Source organism: Aurantimonas sp. E1-2-R+4 (genome assembly GCF_036549515.1).
GTDB classification, from domain to species: domain Bacteria; phylum Pseudomonadota; class Alphaproteobacteria; order Rhizobiales; family Rhizobiaceae; genus Aurantimonas; species Aurantimonas coralicida_A.
In genome coordinates this window covers 49,123-66,107 of record NZ_JAZHLK010000010.1, presented here as the reverse complement: position 1 = coordinate 66,107, position 16,985 = coordinate 49,123, and the positions used below count along the sequence as shown (strand labels likewise).

At 65.6% G+C, this 16,985-nt stretch carries 13 protein-coding genes; 9 read left to right on the top strand and 4 right to left on the bottom strand.

Annotation, left to right across the window (positions count from 1 at the left end; genetic code table 11):
* Positions 1-226 precede the first annotated feature (226 nt).
* Together rho and VQ045_RS06950 are read left to right on the top strand one after the other, a co-directional pair.
* Complete coding sequence (gene rho / locus VQ045_RS06955) at positions 227-1,486, top strand: transcription termination factor Rho (RefSeq protein ID WP_327626195.1); 1,260 nt, start codon at positions 227-229, stop codon at positions 1,484-1,486.
* A gap of 149 nt (positions 1,487-1,635) precedes the next feature.
* A complete protein-coding gene (locus VQ045_RS06950) occupies positions 1,636-2,112 on the top strand; it encodes a YbaK/EbsC family protein (RefSeq protein ID WP_331829587.1) in 477 nt (158 codons plus the stop codon).
* A gap of 23 nt (positions 2,113-2,135) precedes the next feature.
* Here VQ045_RS06950 and VQ045_RS06945 read toward each other — a convergent pair whose 3' ends face one another.
* Positions 2,136-4,172 (bottom strand): thioredoxin domain-containing protein, encoded by a 2,037-nt coding sequence (locus VQ045_RS06945; protein WP_331829586.1) that lies wholly within the window; start codon positions 4,170-4,172, stop codon positions 2,136-2,138.
* Positions 4,173-4,367: 195 nt separating this feature from the next.
* On the opposite strand from VQ045_RS06945, the gene mnmE reads away from it, so the two are divergent.
* From mnmE to VQ045_RS06920, 5 genes are all read left to right on the top strand, one after another.
* Positions 4,368-5,804 carry a tRNA uridine-5-carboxymethylaminomethyl(34) synthesis GTPase MnmE gene (gene mnmE, locus VQ045_RS06940; RefSeq protein WP_331829585.1) on the top strand — a complete coding sequence of 479 codons (1,437 nt, stop codon included), beginning with the start codon at positions 4,368-4,370 and terminating at the stop codon, positions 5,802-5,804.
* Positions 5,805-5,960: 156 nt separating this feature from the next.
* Complete coding sequence (gene mnmG, locus VQ045_RS06935) at positions 5,961-7,853, top strand: tRNA uridine-5-carboxymethylaminomethyl(34) synthesis enzyme MnmG (RefSeq protein WP_331829584.1); 1,893 nt, start codon at positions 5,961-5,963, stop codon at positions 7,851-7,853.
* The gene (gene rsmG / locus VQ045_RS06930; protein ID WP_331829583.1) at positions 7,843-8,562 is read left to right on the top strand and encodes a 16S rRNA (guanine(527)-N(7))-methyltransferase RsmG; all 720 of its coding nucleotides are present in this window, start codon (positions 7,843-7,845) and stop codon (positions 8,560-8,562) included. Before mnmG ends, rsmG begins: the two co-directional genes overlap by 11 nt.
* Before the next feature lie 104 nt (positions 8,563-8,666).
* Positions 8,667-9,476 (top strand): ParA family protein, encoded by an 810-nt coding sequence (locus VQ045_RS06925; RefSeq protein ID WP_327648715.1) that lies wholly within the window; start codon positions 8,667-8,669, stop codon positions 9,474-9,476.
* A 76-nt stretch (positions 9,477-9,552) separates the two neighbouring features.
* Entirely contained in the window at positions 9,553-10,527 is a 975-nt protein-coding gene (locus VQ045_RS06920; protein WP_327625473.1) for a ParB/RepB/Spo0J family partition protein, read from the top strand.
* An 87-nt stretch (positions 10,528-10,614) separates the two neighbouring features.
* Here VQ045_RS06920 and holA read toward each other — a convergent pair whose 3' ends face one another.
* From holA to leuS, 3 genes are all read right to left on the bottom strand, one after another.
* Positions 10,615-11,664, bottom strand: a complete 1,050-nt coding sequence (gene holA / locus VQ045_RS06915) for a DNA polymerase III subunit delta (protein ID WP_331829582.1) — start codon at positions 11,662-11,664, stop codon at positions 10,615-10,617.
* A 72-nt stretch (positions 11,665-11,736) separates the two neighbouring features.
* Complete coding sequence (locus VQ045_RS06910; protein ID WP_331829580.1) at positions 11,737-12,285, bottom strand: hypothetical protein; 549 nt, start codon at positions 12,283-12,285, stop codon at positions 11,737-11,739.
* Positions 12,272-14,890: a leucine--tRNA ligase gene (gene leuS / locus VQ045_RS06905; RefSeq protein WP_331829579.1), complete on the bottom strand. Its 2,619-nt coding sequence runs from the start codon at positions 14,888-14,890 to the stop codon at positions 12,272-12,274. Before leuS ends, VQ045_RS06910 begins: the two co-directional genes overlap by 14 nt.
* Positions 14,891-15,055: 165 nt before the next feature.
* On the opposite strand from leuS, the gene VQ045_RS06900 reads away from it, so the two are divergent.
* Together VQ045_RS06900 and VQ045_RS06895 are read left to right on the top strand one after the other, a co-directional pair.
* Positions 15,056-15,730: a YggS family pyridoxal phosphate-dependent enzyme gene (locus tag VQ045_RS06900; protein WP_327648723.1), complete on the top strand. Its 675-nt coding sequence runs from the start codon at positions 15,056-15,058 to the stop codon at positions 15,728-15,730.
* Between the two features lie 148 nt (positions 15,731-15,878).
* A complete protein-coding gene (locus VQ045_RS06895) occupies positions 15,879-16,928 on the top strand; it encodes an AI-2E family transporter (protein ID WP_331829578.1) in 1,050 nt (349 codons plus the stop codon).
* The last annotated feature ends 57 nt before the right edge of the window (positions 16,929-16,985 follow it).

Sequence of the window (16,985 nt, the reverse complement as noted above, 5' to 3'; positions counted from 1 at the left end):
GAGGCTTTCGCGTGGGGCGCCAACGCGCCTCTTGCGCGGTCTCGCAACCACCGCTATATCACACAGGACTATCCCGCCTTTCTCGGGCGTAGCGTGACCGTTTGTGGTCGCCTCGTCCCTGCCGCAGAACCGTTTAGCGTTTCCGGCCCCCAGCGTTTCCCCATTGTCGCCTTCATCTGTTTCGACGCGATCCGTCGGCACGAACCCCAAAAGAGCCTATTTCCGAATGAAACTTCAGGACCTGAAGAACAAAAGCGCACCCGAATTGATCGCGTTTGCCGAAGAGAACGAGGTCGAGAACGCCTCCGTTCTGCGCAAGCAGGAGTTGCTGTTCGCGATCCTCAAGCAACTCGCGGCCCAGGAAGTCGAAATCATCGGCGAGGGCGTCGTCGAAATTCTCCAGGATGGCTTCGCTTTTCTGCGTTCGCCCGAGGCAAATTACTTGCCAGGCCCGGACGACATCTATGTTTCGCCATCGCAGATCCGCAAATTCCAGCTGAAGACCGGCGATACGGTCGAGGGACCGATCCGCAGTCCCAAGGACGGCGAGCGCTATTTCGCGCTGCTCAAGGTCAACACGATCAATTTCGACGATCCCGAGAAAATCCGCCACAAGAGCCACTTCGACAATCTGACGCCGCTCTATCCGACCGAGCGGTTCAAGATGGAGCTCGACGATCCAACCTCCAAGAAGGATATGTCGGCCCGGGTCATCGATCTCGTCGCGCCGCTCGGCAAGGGCCAGCGCGCGTTGATCGTCGCGCAGCCGCGTACCGGCAAGACGGTACTTCTGCAAAACATCGCCCATTCGATTACCGCGAACCATCCGGAATGCTATCTGATCGTTCTGTTGATCGATGAGCGGCCCGAGGAAGTGACCGACATGCAGCGTTCGGTGAAGGGCGAGGTGGTGTCGTCGACCTTCGACGAGCCGGCGCAGCGCCACGTCCAGGTCGCCGAAATGGTGATCGAAAAGGCCAAGCGCCTGGTCGAACACGGCCGCGACGTCGTCATCCTCCTGGATTCGATCACCCGCCTCGGCCGCGCCTACAACACCACCGTTCCCTCGTCGGGCAAGGTGCTGACCGGCGGCGTCGACGCCAACGCCCTGCAGCGGCCGAAACGCTTCTTCGGCGCGGCGCGCAATATCGAGGAGGGTGGCTCGCTGACCATCATCGCGACGGCGCTGATCGATACCGGCAGCCGCATGGACGAGGTGATCTTCGAAGAATTCAAGGGCACCGGCAACTCGGAGATCGTCCTCGACCGCAAGGTCGCCGACAAGCGTATCTACCCGGCGATGGACATCCTGAAGTCCGGCACCCGTAAGGAAGACTTGCTGGTCCCGAAGGGCGATCTGCAGAAGATTTTCGTCCTGCGCCGGATCCTGTCGCCAATGGGCACGACCGACGCGATCGAATTCCTGAACGACAAGCTCAAGCAGACCAAGAGCAACGCCGATTTCTTCGATTCGATGAATACCTGATCGCGTTCCTGTCCGCCGGACGCGAATGGCGTGACTCACGTGAAACGGCGGTCCTTTCGGGCCGCCGTTTTTCGTTGCGCTGAGCCTCGGCTTGACTGCGACGGCACGGAAGGGGAAGCCTGCAGCGAGCAACCGGGGAGGGATCGGGGATGACAGAGAAACCGGACGCGGTGGCGCGGGTCGAGGCCGATGCCGAGGCCAAGGGCCTCAAGATTGCCGTCGTGGAAACCGCGAAATCGGCCCGCTCCGCGCAGGAAGCAGCGGAGGCCGTCGGCGCCAGTGTCGGCCAGATCGTCAAATCCCTGGTGTTTAGGGGCGCCGCGACCGGCCAAGCCTATCTGCTGCTGGTGTCGGGGGCCAACCGGGTCGACGAGGCTTCGATGGCGGCTCATTTCGGCGAGGCGCTCGAGCGGCCCGACGCCGACTTCGTCCGTCAGGCGACCGGCTTTGCCATCGGCGGTGTCTCGCCGCTGGGGGCCTCAAGCAAGCTTGCCACACTGATGGATGAGGATTTGTTCCAGCACGCCACCGTCTGGGCCGCCGCGGGGACGCCGCGGCACGTCTTCGAGGTAGTGCCGCTGCAATTGCGCAGTGCTACCGGTGCGACCGTCGGCCGGGTGACATAGACCGCGCCAGCGGAGCCCTCGTATTAATCGCTGTCGCCGCTCAACGCTTTCGCCAGCGCCGCGTCATCGTAGACCGGCGGCCGACAGACGCGACCCTCGCACAAATAGGCGGCCGGCCGGCGCAAGGGCCGCATCGCGGCGGTCGGTAGTTGCTCCGGCAGCCGATCGGGATCGGCCAGGATCAGATCGAGGCGATCGAGGTCGACGCTGTGATGCGCCTTTGCGAGCATCTCGGGGAATCCCGGATCGTCTGGCATGCCGATCACGCAGAGTTCGCTGCCGCGGCGTAGCCGGCCCGTGGCCGCGACAATGCCGGGAAAGCCGGTGGCTTCCTGGCCGACGCGCCCGGCGGCTAGCAGGGCCGCCCGCTCGGCGCGTTCGCCGATCTCGATCGCGCCGCTGGCCTGGGCGAGCATCGCAAGCCCTTCGATGACAAGCGCGGTGCCGCCGGGAATCGCGTCGTCCTGGTCGCCGCGCAGGCGAATCATGACATCCGAGGCGTCGGAAGCGTTCAGATAATGTCCGCCGTCGCTATCGGTGTGCCAGCGTTCGAGCTCGTCGGCGAACCAGCGGGCGCGATCGAGATAACGCGCGTCGAGGGTTGCCGCGAACAACGCGACCGCGGCCTGGATCAAGGCGCCATAGTCAGAGGACAGCGCCAGACCGGTCGTTCGTCCGGCTCGCGCGGCATGGCGCAGGCGACCGTCGACGATCATTTCCTGGACGACGAAATCGAAGGCATCGCCCGCCAGGGCCAGCGCATCGTCGTTCCCGAAAGCGCCACCGATTTCGGCCAGTGCCCGGATCATCAGACCGTTCCAGTCGGCGAGCACCTTGTCGTCGCGGCCGGGCCGAGGCCGGTCGGCTCTTTTCTCGAGGAGAATCTGGCGTTCTGCGGCAAAGTCCGGGTCACTCGACGCGGCACCTGGATGCACGCGATGCAGGATCGAATGACCCTCCCAGTTGCCGGCCTCGTCGACGTCGAAGGCGGCTTTGAACGGCGCAGCGCGATCACCGAGCAGACCGTCGATCTGAGCCGCCGACCAGACATAGAAGGCGCCCTCCTCCGAATGGCCGTCGGCGTTTGGACTGTCGGCATCGAGCGATGCCGCGAGCCCACCGCCGTCGAGACGCATCTCACGCCGAAGCCAGCCGATCGTCTCGTCGATACGGGATCGAAACAGGTCGTCGCCGGTCATCCTGTAGGCCCAGCCGAGATGACGCAGGAACTGGGCATTGTCGTAGAGCATCTTCTCGAAATGCGGCACCAGCCAGCGGTCGTCAGTCGAATAGCGATGCAGGCCGCCGCCGAGATGGTCGTAGATGCCACCGAGCGAGAGCGCACCGACGGTTTTGAGAAAGGCCTGGCGATGTTCCGGGGAGCCGGTCTCAAAAGCCGACCGCGCCAGGATTTCCATAAACGGCGCGTTGGGAAACTTCGGCGCGCCGCGAAGCCCGCCTTGGGCCGGATCGATCATCTGGCCGATGCGCTCCGCCGGGCCCGCCAGATCGAGGTCGGCCAGCGGTCCCGGTGCCGCCGAACGCGACAGGAATTCGCTCAGCCGCCCGGAGATCGCGCCCGCACTTGTCGTCAGATCCGCGCGCTTCTCGCGCCAGGCCTTGGCGATGGCCTCCAGCACCTGGACAAAGCCGGGACGGCCATAGCGGGCGTCCTTGGGAAAATAGGTGCCGCCGAAGAACGGCTGGCCCTCCGGCGTCAGGAACATGGTCATCGGCCAGCCGCCCTGTTCGCCCATCGCCTGCAGCGCGGTCATGTAGAGATGGTCGATGTCCGGCCGCTCTTCGCGATCCACTTTCACATTGACGAAGTCGCGGTTCATCGCCGCCGCTACGCCCGCGTCCTCGAAACTCTCATGTGCCATGACATGGCACCAGTGACAGGCCGCGTAGCCGACCGACAAGAGGATCGGCCGGTCGAGCGCGTGCGCCTCGGCCAGCGTGGCGTCGGACCATTCCCGCCAATCGACCGGGTTGTCCCGATGCTGCAGGAGATACGGGCTGACGGCATCGCCGAGCCGGTTGTCGCGCGCGTCGCTCATGGAAATCCCGTCGATTCGCCCCTCAAACCCGGAAACCTAAGGCAAGCTCTCGACGATTTCGAGGGCGACTTCCCGTTCAATGGTGTGTCACCGCCAAAACGCGCTTCGGAATGTCTCGGCGCCTGCGGGTTGCGAACACTGGTGGAAGCTGGTTTTGTCCCCCTCGACAATCCCGAAAAACCCCGAGCCGCTCGTTTGATCCCCTCCGATACCATTGCCGCGCTGTCCTCCGGCGCCCTGCCGTCCGGCGTCGCAGTTGTGCGCGTCAGCGGACCGTCCGCGCGGATTGTCATGGAGCGCCTTGCCGGCGGAATCCCGAATGAACGCCGCGCCAGCCTTCGCCGGTTCCGCGGTGCGGCCGGCGCGACCATCGACCGAGGCATCGCCTTGTTCTTTCCATCGCCGAGCAGCGTCACCGGCGAGGATCTCGCCGAGTTTCACCTGCATGGTGGGCGTGCGGTCGTCGCTGCCTTTCTCGACGCTGCGACGGCGCTTCCCGACGTGCGACTCGCCCTTGCCGGCGAGTTCACCCGACGCGCCTTCGAGAATGGCCGCATCGACCTGACCGAGGCCGAGGGGCTGGCCGATCTCATCTCGGCCGAGACCGAGGCGCAGCGCCGCATGGCGGTGGCGCAGGCGGGTGGGGCGCTGCGCGCGATCTACGAGGACTGGATGCGGCGGCTGACCCAAGCGCGAGCAATGATCGAAGCCTCGTTCGACTTCGCCGACGAGGGGGATGTGGGCGACGACGTTGCCGGCGGCGTGGCGGCGAAGATCGCGGCGCTCGTCGATGAGATGCGGACCCATCTCGCCAAGGCGGACCGCGGCGAAATCCTGCGCGAAGGCTATCGGGTGGCGATCGTCGGTGCGCCGAACGCCGGAAAGTCCAGCCTGCTCAATGCGCTGGCCGATCGGGAGGTTGCGATCGTCACCGAAATTCCCGGTACGACGCGCGACGTGATCGAGGCGACCCTCGATCTCGACGGCGTCCCGGTGCGTTTCTCCGACACGGCCGGGATCCGCGATACCTCTGATGCGGTGGAAGCGATCGGCGTCGAACGGGCGCGGGCCGTTATGGATTCGGCCGATCTGGTCCTGGCGCTGGTCGATACCCAATCCGGACATGGGCGCTTCGCACGGTTCTCGGAACTTTTGACTCACGTGAAACACCCGATGATGCTCGCCGCATCGGATGCGCCTCTGGACGACGACGCGGCGGGGATGTCCCGGCCGCAAAGGCATATCCTCACCGTTCGCACCAAGGCCGACCGGCCGGAGCCGCAGGGTCTTGCGGCACGGTTTGGCGGCGAATGGGACGATTTCGCCTTCGACTTTGCCATTTCCACCAAGACCGGCGAGGGAATGTCTGCCCTTGTCGCGCGTGTCGCCGCCTTGGCGGCTGAAGCTGCCGGCGATCCCGACGAGGCGGTGCCGATGCGGACCCGTCACAAGGAGCTGGTCGCCGATGCCTTGCGCATTCTCGAACAGTTCGTGTCGAAGCCGGACATGCCGCCGGAAGTGGGTGCGGAAACCCTGCGGCGCGCCGGCAACCGTCTCGGCGCGCTGACCGGCCAGGTCGGCGTCGAGGACCTTCTGGACGTTATCTTTTCCGAGTTCTGCATCGGCAAATGAGGAAAGGCGGGCCTGTCGGCGCATTTCCGCTTGCGTTGTCTCCGAGCGATTGAGCCTTTATAGGCTTAGCTTCATTGAAAAAATGGTTTGCCTGTCGATGCCGAATCCGTTTTCACGGTTGGCACCACCGCCCTGCTCAACCGGTATCCGAGACCCATGCGCGATCCGTCCCTCCCCGCCGCCGCCTCCGACTACGACGTCGTCATCATTGGCGGCGGCCATGCCGGCTGCGAGGCAGCGAGCGCCTCGGCGCGGGCAGGCGCGCAAACCGCGCTGGTCACCCACCGCTTCGATACGATCGGCGCGATGAGCTGCAATCCGGCGATCGGCGGCATCGGCAAGGGCCATCTCGTGTGCGAGATCGACGCGTTGGGCGGGTTGATGGGCCGGGTTGCCGACGCGGCCGGCATCCAGTTCCGGCTGCTCAACCGGCGCAAGGGGCCAGCCGTGCGCGGACCCCGGACTCAGGCCGACCGGCGGCTCTACCGCGAGGCGATGCAGGCGGCGATTGCCTCCCATGCCGATCTCGACGTGGTCGAAGGCGATGTCGCCGACCTTGTCCTGGACGAGCGGAACCGGGTGACAGGGGTCGTTTTTGGCGACGGCCACGTCATCCAGTGCCGGGCTGTGGTGCTGACGACCGGGACATTCCTGTCGGGTCTGATCCATATCGGCGATCGGACGATCCCGGCCGGGCGCATGGGCGAGGACCCATCGACGGGCCTTTCGGGAACACTGAAGCGGCTTGGCCTGACGCTGGGCCGGCTGAAGACCGGCACGCCGGCGCGGCTCGACGGCCGCACGATCGACTGGAGCGGGCTCGACCGGCAGAGCCCGGACGCCGACCCGGTTCCGTTTTCTTATCTGACCAAGGCGATCACCAACCGGCAGATCGATTGCGGGATTACCCGGACGACGCCGGAAACCCACCGGATCATCCGTGAGAATATTGGCCGTTCGGCCCTCTATTCCGGCCGCATCGAGGGGGCGGGGCCGCGCTATTGTCCCTCGATCGAGGACAAGATCGTCAAGTTCGGCGACCGCGACGGCCACCAGATCTTCCTCGAGCCGGAAGGGCTCGACGACGATACGATCTACCCGAACGGTGTGTCGACCTCCCTGCCCGAGGACGTGCAGTTGCAATTCCTGCGCTCGATTCCGGGGTTAGAGCGGGTGACGGTGCTGAAGCCTGGCTACGCCATCGAATATGATCATGTCGATCCGCGCGAGCTCGATCGCCACCTTGCGGTCCGGCGCGCCGAAGGCCTGTTCCTCGCCGGCCAGATCAACGGCACGACGGGCTACGAGGAAGCCGCGGCGCAGGGGATCGTGGCCGGGATCAATGCGGCGCGGCTGGCCGGCGGCGCGGAGCCCGTCGGTATCGGCCGGGCCGACGCCTATATCGGCGTAATGATCGACGATCTCACCCGCACCGGGGTGTCCGAGCCCTATCGGATGTTCACCTCGCGGGCCGAATTCCGCCTGTCGCTCCGGGCCGACAATGCCGACCGCCGGTTGACGCCGCTCGGCCTGTCGCTCGGCATCGTCGACGCGGAACGCCGCCAAACCTTTGAGGAAAGCGAGGCGGCGCTCGCCAAGGCGCGCGCGCTGCTGGAAGCGGCCCAGCTGACGCCGTCCGAAGCCCAGCGACATGGGCTATCAGTCAATCAGGACGGGCGCCGGCGTACGGCCTGGCAGCTGCTCTCGCAAACCGAGATCAATCTGGACCGGCTGACCGCCATCTGGCCGGAGTTCAAGGATATCGGTGGGCCAATCCGTGAGCGGATCGAGATCGAAGCTGGCTACGATGTCTATCTGGATCGCCAGCGGCGGGATCAGGAGCGCCTGCGCCGGGACGAGAACCGGACGATTCCGGACGCCCTCGATTTTTCTGCTCTCATCGGCTTGTCCAACGAATTGCGGCAAAAGCTGAGCGCGCGCCGACCGGCATCGATCGCCGAGGCGGAGCGGATCGACGGGATGACGCCGGCCGCTCTCGCTCTGATTCTCGTCGCCATGCGGCGGAGCGAGGTCGTTCGTGCGGCGTGAGCGAAAGCCTATTCCGCCTGAGCGCCAGCCCGCGGCCAAACCAAAGCGCAAAGCCGCGCCGCGGCCCGCCGAGGTGGCGGCGCAACAGGCGGAGGGCCGCGCTCATTTTCTCGAAACCCACGATGTTTCACGTGAAACGCTGGCGCGCCTGGACCAATATGTCGCCCTGCTGACCGATTGGCAGCGGCACATCAATCTCGTCGCTCCGGCAACGATCGGCGATGTCTGGTCACGCCACATCGCTGATTCGCTGGTGCTGGAGCGCCTCCTGCCGCCGTTTCAGCGCTGCGTCGACCTGGGGTCCGGCGCAGGTCTGCCTGGTCTCGTCGTGGCCGCGGCGCGGGCGGACCAAGGCGGCGGCGTCGATCTGATCGAGAGCAACGCCAAGAAAGTCGCTTTTCTGCGCGCCGTCCAGCGCGGGCTCGGCCTCGCCGGAACGGTTCACGCCGCCAGAATCGAGGATTGCGGCGCGGCGCTGGCAGCGGCGGATCTGGTGACCGCGCGCGCCCTGGCGCCGCTCCCCGAGCTGTTGGCGATGGTGGCGCCTCATATCCGGACGTCGGCGCGGTGCTTTTTTCAAAAGGGCCGCAGTCATGAACAGGAAATTAACCAAGCGGCTGCCCATTGGCGATTCACCGTGGTAAAGCATGGATCGAACCTCGAGGATGGTTCGGTCATCCTCGACATCGGTAACATCGCGCGGCGTTAGGCTACGCCATGCTCCCGCGGGGCCGGGCCCTCTACCCGGTGGGGCTTCGGTCAAGCCGCGAGGGCTGGCGAGAGCAGCCATCGTAACGATGCGGGAGGCGACCGATGGATGCGATAAGCGGGCAGCCGATGCGGATCATCACCATAGCCAATCAAAAAGGCGGTGTCGGCAAGACCACGACCGCCATCAACCTCGCCACCGCGCTTGCCGCGATCGGAAAGCGGACGCTGCTCATCGATCTCGATCCGCAGGGCAATGCCTCGACCGGGCTCGGGATCGAAAAGGACGATCGTGACGTCTCTTCCTACGACGTGCTGATGGAGGCGGCCTCGATCACCGAGGCGGCGACGGCGACAGCGGTGCCGAGCCTGTCGATCATCCCGTCGACGCTCGATCTCCTCGGCCTGGAAATGGAAATCTCCGGGGCGCCCGGTCGGGCTTACCGGCTGCGCGACGCCCTGCATTTCCATCAGGTCGACACGCCGCTGTTCGATTTCGTCCTGATCGATTGCCCACCATCCCTGAATCTCCTGACGATCAACGCCATGGCGGCGGCGGATTCGATTCTGGTGCCGCTGCAATGCGAGTTCTTCGCGCTGGAAGGTCTCAGCCAGTTGCTGCAGACCGTCGAGCAGGTTCGCGATACGCTGAATCCGACATTGGCGCTGCACGGAATCGTCCTGACGATGTATGACGGGCGTAACAATCTGGCGGCGCAGGTAGTTCGGGACGTGCGCTCCTATATGGGCGAACATGTCTACGAGACGATCATCCCGCGCAATGTACGGGTATCGGAAGCGCCGTCTTTCGGTAAACCCGTGGTTCTCTACGACATGAAATGTCCGGGCAGTCAGGCCTATATCCGCCTGGCCTCGGAAATCCTTCAGCGCGAGCGACGATTGGTGGCCGCGTGACGGCGCGTGCGATGGCGGGTCGCCTCCCAGGGCGGATTTTCGCGGAGACCGGACCGATAAAGGCGGGGAGACGAGGATGAACGAAGACAAATCGCGGCAGCGGCTGGGACGCGGCCTCGCCTCGCTGATCGGGACCGGCGGCGTCGTGCCCCCGCGGCCGATGCCGGGCTATGGCGGATCTGAGGCCGCGCCGGCCGCGATTCCGGCCGAGCGCTTCGTCGCCCTGGACAGGATCTCGCCCAACCCCAATAATCCGCGCCGCCGCTTTGACGAGGCCGATCTCAAGGATCTTGCCGCCTCGATCAAGAATCATGGCGTCGTCCAGCCATTGCTGCTGCGTCCGAAGCCGGGCCAGCCGGAATCGTTCGAGATCGTCGCCGGTGAACGGCGCTGGCGCGCCGCCCGGGCCGCCGGGCTCAGCGAGGTTCCGGTCGTGCTGCGCGACATCGGCGATCGTCAATCGCTGGAAATCGCGATCATCGAAAACGTCCAGCGCGCCGATCTCAACGCGGTCGAAGAGGCTCAGGCCTACGAGACGCTGATCGATGAACACGGCTACACCCAGTCCGATCTCGCCGATGTGCTCGGCAAGAGCCGCAGCCATGTCGCCAACACGCTCCGGTTGCTGAAATTGCCGGAGGAAGTGCGCGGCATGGTGGTCGCCGGCACGCTGTCGCCCGGCGCGGCGCGGACCGTCGTGACCGCCGACGATCCGCTCGCGCTGGCGAATGAAATCGTGTCGCGCGGCTTGAGTGTGCGCGAGGCGGAGGATCTCGCCCGCAAACCCACCGAGACGTTGGACAACCGGCCGGCCAAGCCCGCGCGCAAAGGTAAGCGCAAGGCGGCTGCCGAGCGCGATGCCGATGTCGTGGCGCTGGAGAATCTTCTGGCGCAGGCGCTCGGTATGACAGTGGAAATTCGCGTCGATGGCGAGCGCGGATCGATCCGCATCGATTATGCCGATCTTGAGCAGCTCGACGAGATCTGTGGTCTGTTGCAGACGCGGGCACAACGCCGGGTTGCACAACAGCCGCGGGTGCGGGGGCTCTGAGCCACTGCATTCGGGTTGGTTGCACGACTCACGTGAAACAAAGGACGGCGTTCGACCCCGCCCTGGGCGGGGTCGTCTGGCTTGAGGTCAGGCGCGGCCGATCTGGGCGCGCAGATGGGCCGCCTCCACGGCGATGTCGAGCAGGGTTTTCTGCGTTATCGTCAAGGCGAGTCCGCCTTCCTTGCGACTCGACAAGATGTCCCGCTCGATCCGCTGGAGAATGGTGGTGATTTCTTCCAGCGGCCAGGCCGCCAACGCGGCCTCGAGAGCCGCCTTGCGCCGGAAATGCGGCCGTCGCCGCTCGACCACGCGCCCGATCGGCTCGCCGCCGCGTTCGACCATCTCGCGCATGGTCTGCAACTGCTGGAAATAGCGCAGCAGATTCTGGTGCAACTGGAAGGTGGCGGTGCCGGCCGACACCAGCCGGTCGATGAGATGCGGCAGGCGCTTGACGTTGCCGCTCGCCGCGGCATCGATGGTCTCTTCCAGCGTATCCGCCGAAACGTCGCCGACGACGGCCCGGACGTCCGCCTCGGTCACCGACGGCGCGCCCAAAGCGTAGAGACAGAGCTTGCGGACCTCGCCGCGCGAGGCAAGACGATTGGCTCCGAGGCGGGCGCGCAGTTCGTCGCGCGCCTCCCGGTCGATCGACAGCCCGCTTTGACCAAGTTCCTCGTCGATCATCTTGTCGATCGCCCTGCCCTCGTCCTGGTAACAGGGCAGCGCCATGGCAAATCGCCCACGCTCGACGTTGTTGCGAAGCGCGGCGCTCTTCTTGAGGTCGCCGGCTTCGACGATGACGAGGGCGCCTTCGAGCGGCGAAGCGGCGAGATCGCCGACCGCTTCCGCCAGGCCCTTGCCGGCGCCGGCGCCACGCACCCGAATGAGACGGCGGCCGCCGAACAGCGACACGGTCCGGGCCTCGTCATAGAGCCGGCCAATATCCTTTTCCAACTCGTCGGCCGCCAGCGTCACCGCTGCGAAGGGGTCGTTGCGGTCGACGCCGGACATCTCGGCAATCTTGGCGGAGCGTTCGGCGACGAGACCCGGGTCGGGGCCGTAAAGCAGGATGACCGGAAACGAAAAATCGGGACGCGAGAGGAACGCCTCGACCTCGCCCGCCTTCTTTTGCGCCATTATCCGCGTCCGTCCTTGCGATCTGTCGCGCCAATGTCGTTCATTATCGGACGCCTTGCCAGGACGTTGCCGTCAGACGCCGGCCTTTTCGAGCGCGCGCACCAGCGCGATTTCGAGCTGGGCCGCGACGTCCTCGCCCGCCTGCTGGCGCGCGTTGATGAGTGCGCGCTGAGTTTGATAAAGCTGCGCGGTCCGATCGAACGGGACAGTTGTCGTGCGGCTGGCCGTGTCGACAACCTGATTGTCCGACAGTCGGACAAGCTGATATCGCGCGGTCATGCGGTAAAGGGCGGAGCTGAGCGCGCCTCCCGATTCGATGGCGATGCCGGTTTCGCCGCCGGTGACGGTGAGGCGGACCTCGTAGAGCGGCTGGGCGACCCGCGTTCCCTGGTTCAGGCGCGACAGGAGGGCGTTGCGGACGATCTGGTCGGTGCGCGAATTGGCTTCGGACACCGCGATACGGCCACGTAGCGCCGCCAAGGCGCCGCCGGGTTCAAGCAGACCCGAATTATCAGCCGACGCATAAAGCGGGCGGGCGGTGCAGGCCGGAAGAGCCAGGACCGCGAGGGCAAGGCCGACAGCGACAAGGGCGCGGGGTCGAAGCGGATCAGAGGACGACATTCACGATTCTCCCGGGGACGACCACGATACGCTTCGGCGCATTGCCGGCCAGCGCCGACTGGACGAAGTCGAGTGCCAGCGCCGCTTGCTCCACGTCAGGTTTGCCGGCCGTAGCCGGCATGGTCAAGTCGCCGCGCTTCTTGCCGTTGATCTGGACGGGCAGCGTGACCGTATCGTCGCGCAACAGCGCCGGCTCGACGCTCGGCCAGGATGCGGCGGCCACAAGTCCCGCTTCGCCCAATTCGGCCCAGCACGCTTCGGCGAGATGCGGCATCATCGGCGCGATCAGGCGGACGAGGATCGACAGTGCCTCGCGCGCCGCACCCCTCAGGGCCGGATTGCTGTCCTTGGAAATCTTGGGAAGGGACGCGGCGAGCGTGTTGACCAGTTCGTAGATCCGCGCCACCGCCTTGTTGAAGGCCAGACGCTCGATGTCGTCGGCAACGCCCGCCGCTGTGCGGTGCGCCGCGCGGCGGATCGCCAGGACGGATTCGTCGTCGCCGGAGCCTTGCTCGGGCGCCCCGGCAAGCCGAGGCGCGGTGTCGGCGACCAGACGCCACAGCCGCTGCACGAAGCGATGGGCGCCCTCGACGCCGGCCTCCGTCCAGATGACGTCGCGGTCGGGGGGCGAATCCGACAGCATGAACCAGCGCGCCGTGTCGGCGCCGTAGGAGGCGATGATGTCGTCCGGATCGACAACGTTCTTCTTCGACTTCGACATCTTTTCGATGCCGCCGATTTCCAGTCGCGCGCCGGTCGCGATTCGGGTTGCGACGCGGCCGGTCTCGTTCTCCGCAATCGCCACGTCGGCCGGGGGCACCCATTCGCGGCCCTCGCGATAGGTTTCGTGGACCACCATGCCTTGCGTGAACAGGCCTTTGAACGGCTCGTCGAGCGCCAGATGGCCGCAAGCCCGCATCGCCCGGACGAAGAAGCGCGAATAGAGAAGATGCAGGATCGCGTGCTCGATGCCGCCGATATACTGGTCGACCGGCAGCCAGGCATTGGCGGCCTGCGGGTCGGTCGGCGCGTCGGCATGGGGCGCGGTGAAGCGCGCGAAATACCACGAGGAATCGACGAAGGTGTCCATCGTGTCGGTCTCGCGCCGCGCCGCGCCGCCGCATTGCGGACAGGTGGCGTCACGCCAGGTCGGGTGCCGGTCGAGCGGATTGCCTGGCTTGTCGAAATCGATGTCGTCGGGAAGCTTGACGGGAAGGTTTGCCTTGGCCTCCGGCACGACGCCGCAAGCCTCGCAATGCAGCACGGGGATCGGACAGCCCCAGTAGCGCTGGCGCGAGATGCCCCAGTCACGCAGGCGGAAATTGACCTGGCGCTCGGCCTGCGGCGTCCCGAACAGGTCGGTCGCCTCGAGCTTTGCGGCCACCGCCTCGAAGGCGGCGTCGGGCGAGAGGCCGTCGAGGAAGCGCGAATGGAAGATCGTTCCATCGTCGACATAGGCCTCGGTACCGATCGTAAAGCGCGCGGGATCGGCGTCCGGCGGCAGCACCACCGCTTGCACCGGCAGATCATATTTCCGGGCGAAGTCGAGGTCGCGCTGATCATGCGCCGGGCAGCCGAAGATCGCGCCGGTGCCGTAGTCCATCAGCACGAAATTGGCGACATAGACTGGCAGCTGCCATGTCTCGTCGAAGGGATGAGTGACGGTGAAGCCGGTCGGAATGCCCTTCTTCTCGGCGGTTTCGAGAGCCTCGGCGGTGGTACCCTGTCGCCGGCACGCGGTGATGAAGGCCTGGACGTCCGGATCGTCCTTCGCCGCAGCGGTCGCCAGCGGATGATCGGGGGCCACCGCCATGAAGGAGGCGCCGAACAGCGTATCGGGACGGGTGGTGAAGACGGTGACGTCCTTGTGAGCCGCAGGCGCGGTCGCCGGGTCGAGCGCCCAGCGCACCAGCAGGCCCTCGGAGCGCCCGATCCAGTTCCTCTGCATCAGCCGGACCTTTTCCGGCCAGCCGGGCAGGGTGTCGAGGGCGGCCAGGAGATCGTCGGCATAGTCGGTGATCTTGAAGAACCACTGGGTGAGCTCGCGGCTCTCGACCTCGGCGCCGGAGCGCCAGCCCTTGCCGTCGATCACCTGCTCGTTGGCCAGCACCGTCTGGTCGACCGGGTCCCAATTGACCTTCGACTTCTTGCGATAGGCGAGACCATGCTCCAGGAAGTCGAGGAACAGCATCTGCTGGCGGTGATAATAATCGACGTCGCAGGTGGCGAATTCCCGCGACCAGTCCAGTGACAGGCCCATCGACTTGAGCTGGCCGCGCATGGTCGCGATGTTCTGATAGGTCCATTCGCGCGGATGCACCTTGTTCTGCATCGCGGCGTTCTCGGCCGGCATGCCGAAGGCGTCCCAGCCCATCGGATGCAGGACGTTGAAGCCCTTCGCCCGCTTGTAGCGCGCCACTACGTCGCCCATGGCATAGTTGCGCACATGGCCCATATGGATGCGGCCGGAGGGATAGGGGAACATCTCGAGGACGTAATAGGTCTCGCCGCCGGCGTCGGTGCGGGTCTCGAAGAGCTTTGCCTCGTCCCAGGCCTTTTGCCAGCGGGGTTCGGATGCGCGGGGGTTGTAGCGTTCTGATGACATGCGGCGGGTCGATATCCTGGCGCGGCCATCTGGGGCCGTCGGGCGTGGGCAATGCGGCTTGACTTACTCCGTTGTTCGCGTCCCGTTCAACACGAACCGGCGAGATTTCGCCGAATCGCGGCAAAATCGCCGCTGAATGCTACCGAAGCAGCAAAAAGGTTGGGTATGGTCGACACGACAGGCGAACGCTACCGGGCGGTGTGCGAACGGATCGCCACGGCGACGAAGGACGCGGGTCGGCCCGAGCGTGCGGTCGATCTCGTGGCGGTTTCCAAGACCTATGACGCAGACGCGATCCTGCCGGGGATCGCCGCCGGCCAGCGGATTTTCGGCGAAAACAAGGTGCAGGAGGCCAAGGCCAAGTGGCCGCCCTTGCGCGAACGCTTCCCCGACATCGAATTGCGGCTGATCGGCCCGTTGCAGTCGAACAAGGCCGGCGAGGCGGTGGCGTTGTTCGACGTCATCGAGAGCGTCGACCGGGAAAAGATCGCCGCGGCGATCGCCAAGGAGGCCGTCAAGCAGGACCGGCATCCGCGCCTCTATGTCCAGGTCAACACCGGCGAAGAGCCACAAAAGGCCGGCATCGCGCCGGGCGAGGCGGCGGTCTTCGTCGCGCGTTGCCGCAATGAGCACGGTCTCACGATCGAGGGGCTGATGTGCATTCCGCCGGCCGACGAAAATCCCGGCCCGCATTTCGCGCTGCTGGCCAAGATCGCCGCCGAGGCGGGTGTCGCCAAGCTGTCGATGGGCATGTCCGGCGATTTCGAGGCGGCGATTGCCTTCGGCGCGACCTCGGTGCGCGTCGGTTCAGCGATCTTCGGCGAGCGGGATTACGGCTGAGGGGTCTTCGCCCGGCGGGCCGGCAAGGATAGCAAGCCGCCGGTGTCTGGCTGGTTGGACGGTCAATCAATTCGCCGCCCTGGAGCGGAACCCTTCCGCCGCTGCCGTCTTTGCATGAAACGGTAGGACCGTTTGAGGAGGCAATAGCGTGGCCGAGACGTCTAGCGAGGCGGCCTTTGTTCGCCGGACCGTGATTGCCGCCGGAATTGTCGCGGCAGTCGGAACCGCGCTGTTCGTATTCTGGACCGCTTCGCTGGCCTTTTTCCTGATCTTGGCCGGTCTGGTGCTTGCCTCGACGTTCACCGGCATCGCCTCCGGCCTGCGATATGTCGGCGTTCCGCGAAGGGTCGGACTGCTGGTCGCCTATCTCATGTTGTTGCTGCTGATCACGGCCGGCTTTGTCTGGGGCGGCGTGGTGATCGTCCAGCAGTTCAACGATCTCCTCCAACTCGTGGCCGGGCAGGTCGATCGCCTTGCGGAGCTTCTTCAGGAATATGGTTTCTCCGACGGAAGGCCGTCGGATGAACCGGGGCTGGGGACCCTCCTGCCCAGCGCCTCCGGCCTCTTTTCCTCCGCCTCGCGCGCCGCCTACGCCATCCTCGGCGGCCTCGGCAACGCCTTCATCGTGGTGTTCATCGCGATCTTCGTGTCCTGGCAGCCGGATCTCTACCGGCGCGGCATCGTCAGCCTGTTCCCCAAGCCACGGCGCGCGCGCATCACGGAAACGCTGTGCAACAGCGCACATCAGTTGACCATGTGGCTGGCCGGGCAAGCCATCTCCATGGCGACTGTTTTCGTCGTCTCGCTCCTCGGCCTGTGGGCCATCGGCATGCCGAACGCCTTCCTGCTGGCGCTGCAGGCCGGGCTTTTGGCTTTCGTGCCGACACTCGGCCCCTTCGTGGCGGGCGTCGTCATCGTGCTGGCGGGCTTTGCCGACAGCCCGCAGATGGCTCTCTACGGTCTCATCGTCTACGTCGTCATCCAGGGTGTCGAGAGCAATGTGACCCAGCCGATGGCACAACGGTGGGCGACCGCCCTACCCCCAGCCCTCACGCTTGGATCGCAACTGGTTTTCGGTCTGCTGTTTGGCCTCATGGGCGTGGCGCTCGCGGTGCCCTTCGTCGCCATCGTCAAGACCATGGTGGAAGACCTCTATGTGAAGGATACGCTCGGCGGATACACGGTCGAGGCCTCCTGAACCTGCAGCCGGCGGCGCGCACCTCGAAAGTCTTACCGCGCGCGGCTGGACCGTCCG

What these genes read in the sequence shown, in the direction of transcription:
- rho (WP_327626195.1), top strand. Translation starts at nt 227, where the DNA reads ATGAAACTTCAGGACCTGAAGAACAAAAGCGCACCCGAATTGATCGCG.
- VQ045_RS06950 (WP_331829587.1), top strand. Translation starts at nt 1,636, where the DNA reads ATGACAGAGAAACCGGACGCGGTGGCGCGGGTCGAGGCCGATGCCGAG.
- VQ045_RS06945 (WP_331829586.1), bottom strand. Translation starts at nt 4,172, where the DNA reads ATGAGCGACGCGCGCGACAACCGGCTCGGCGATGCCGTCAGCCCGTAT.
- mnmG (WP_331829584.1), top strand. Translation starts at nt 5,961, where the DNA reads ATGCGCGATCCGTCCCTCCCCGCCGCCGCCTCCGACTACGACGTCGTC.
- VQ045_RS06925 (WP_327648715.1), top strand. Translation starts at nt 8,667, where the DNA reads ATGGATGCGATAAGCGGGCAGCCGATGCGGATCATCACCATAGCCAAT.
- VQ045_RS06920 (WP_327625473.1), top strand. Translation starts at nt 9,553, where the DNA reads ATGAACGAAGACAAATCGCGGCAGCGGCTGGGACGCGGCCTCGCCTCG.
- holA (WP_331829582.1), bottom strand. Translation starts at nt 11,664, where the DNA reads ATGGCGCAAAAGAAGGCGGGCGAGGTCGAGGCGTTCCTCTCGCGTCCC.
- VQ045_RS06910 (WP_331829580.1), bottom strand. Translation starts at nt 12,285, where the DNA reads ATGTCGTCCTCTGATCCGCTTCGACCCCGCGCCCTTGTCGCTGTCGGC.
- leuS (WP_331829579.1), bottom strand. Translation starts at nt 14,890, where the DNA reads ATGTCATCAGAACGCTACAACCCCCGCGCATCCGAACCCCGCTGGCAA.
- VQ045_RS06900 (WP_327648723.1), top strand. Translation starts at nt 15,056, where the DNA reads ATGGTCGACACGACAGGCGAACGCTACCGGGCGGTGTGCGAACGGATC.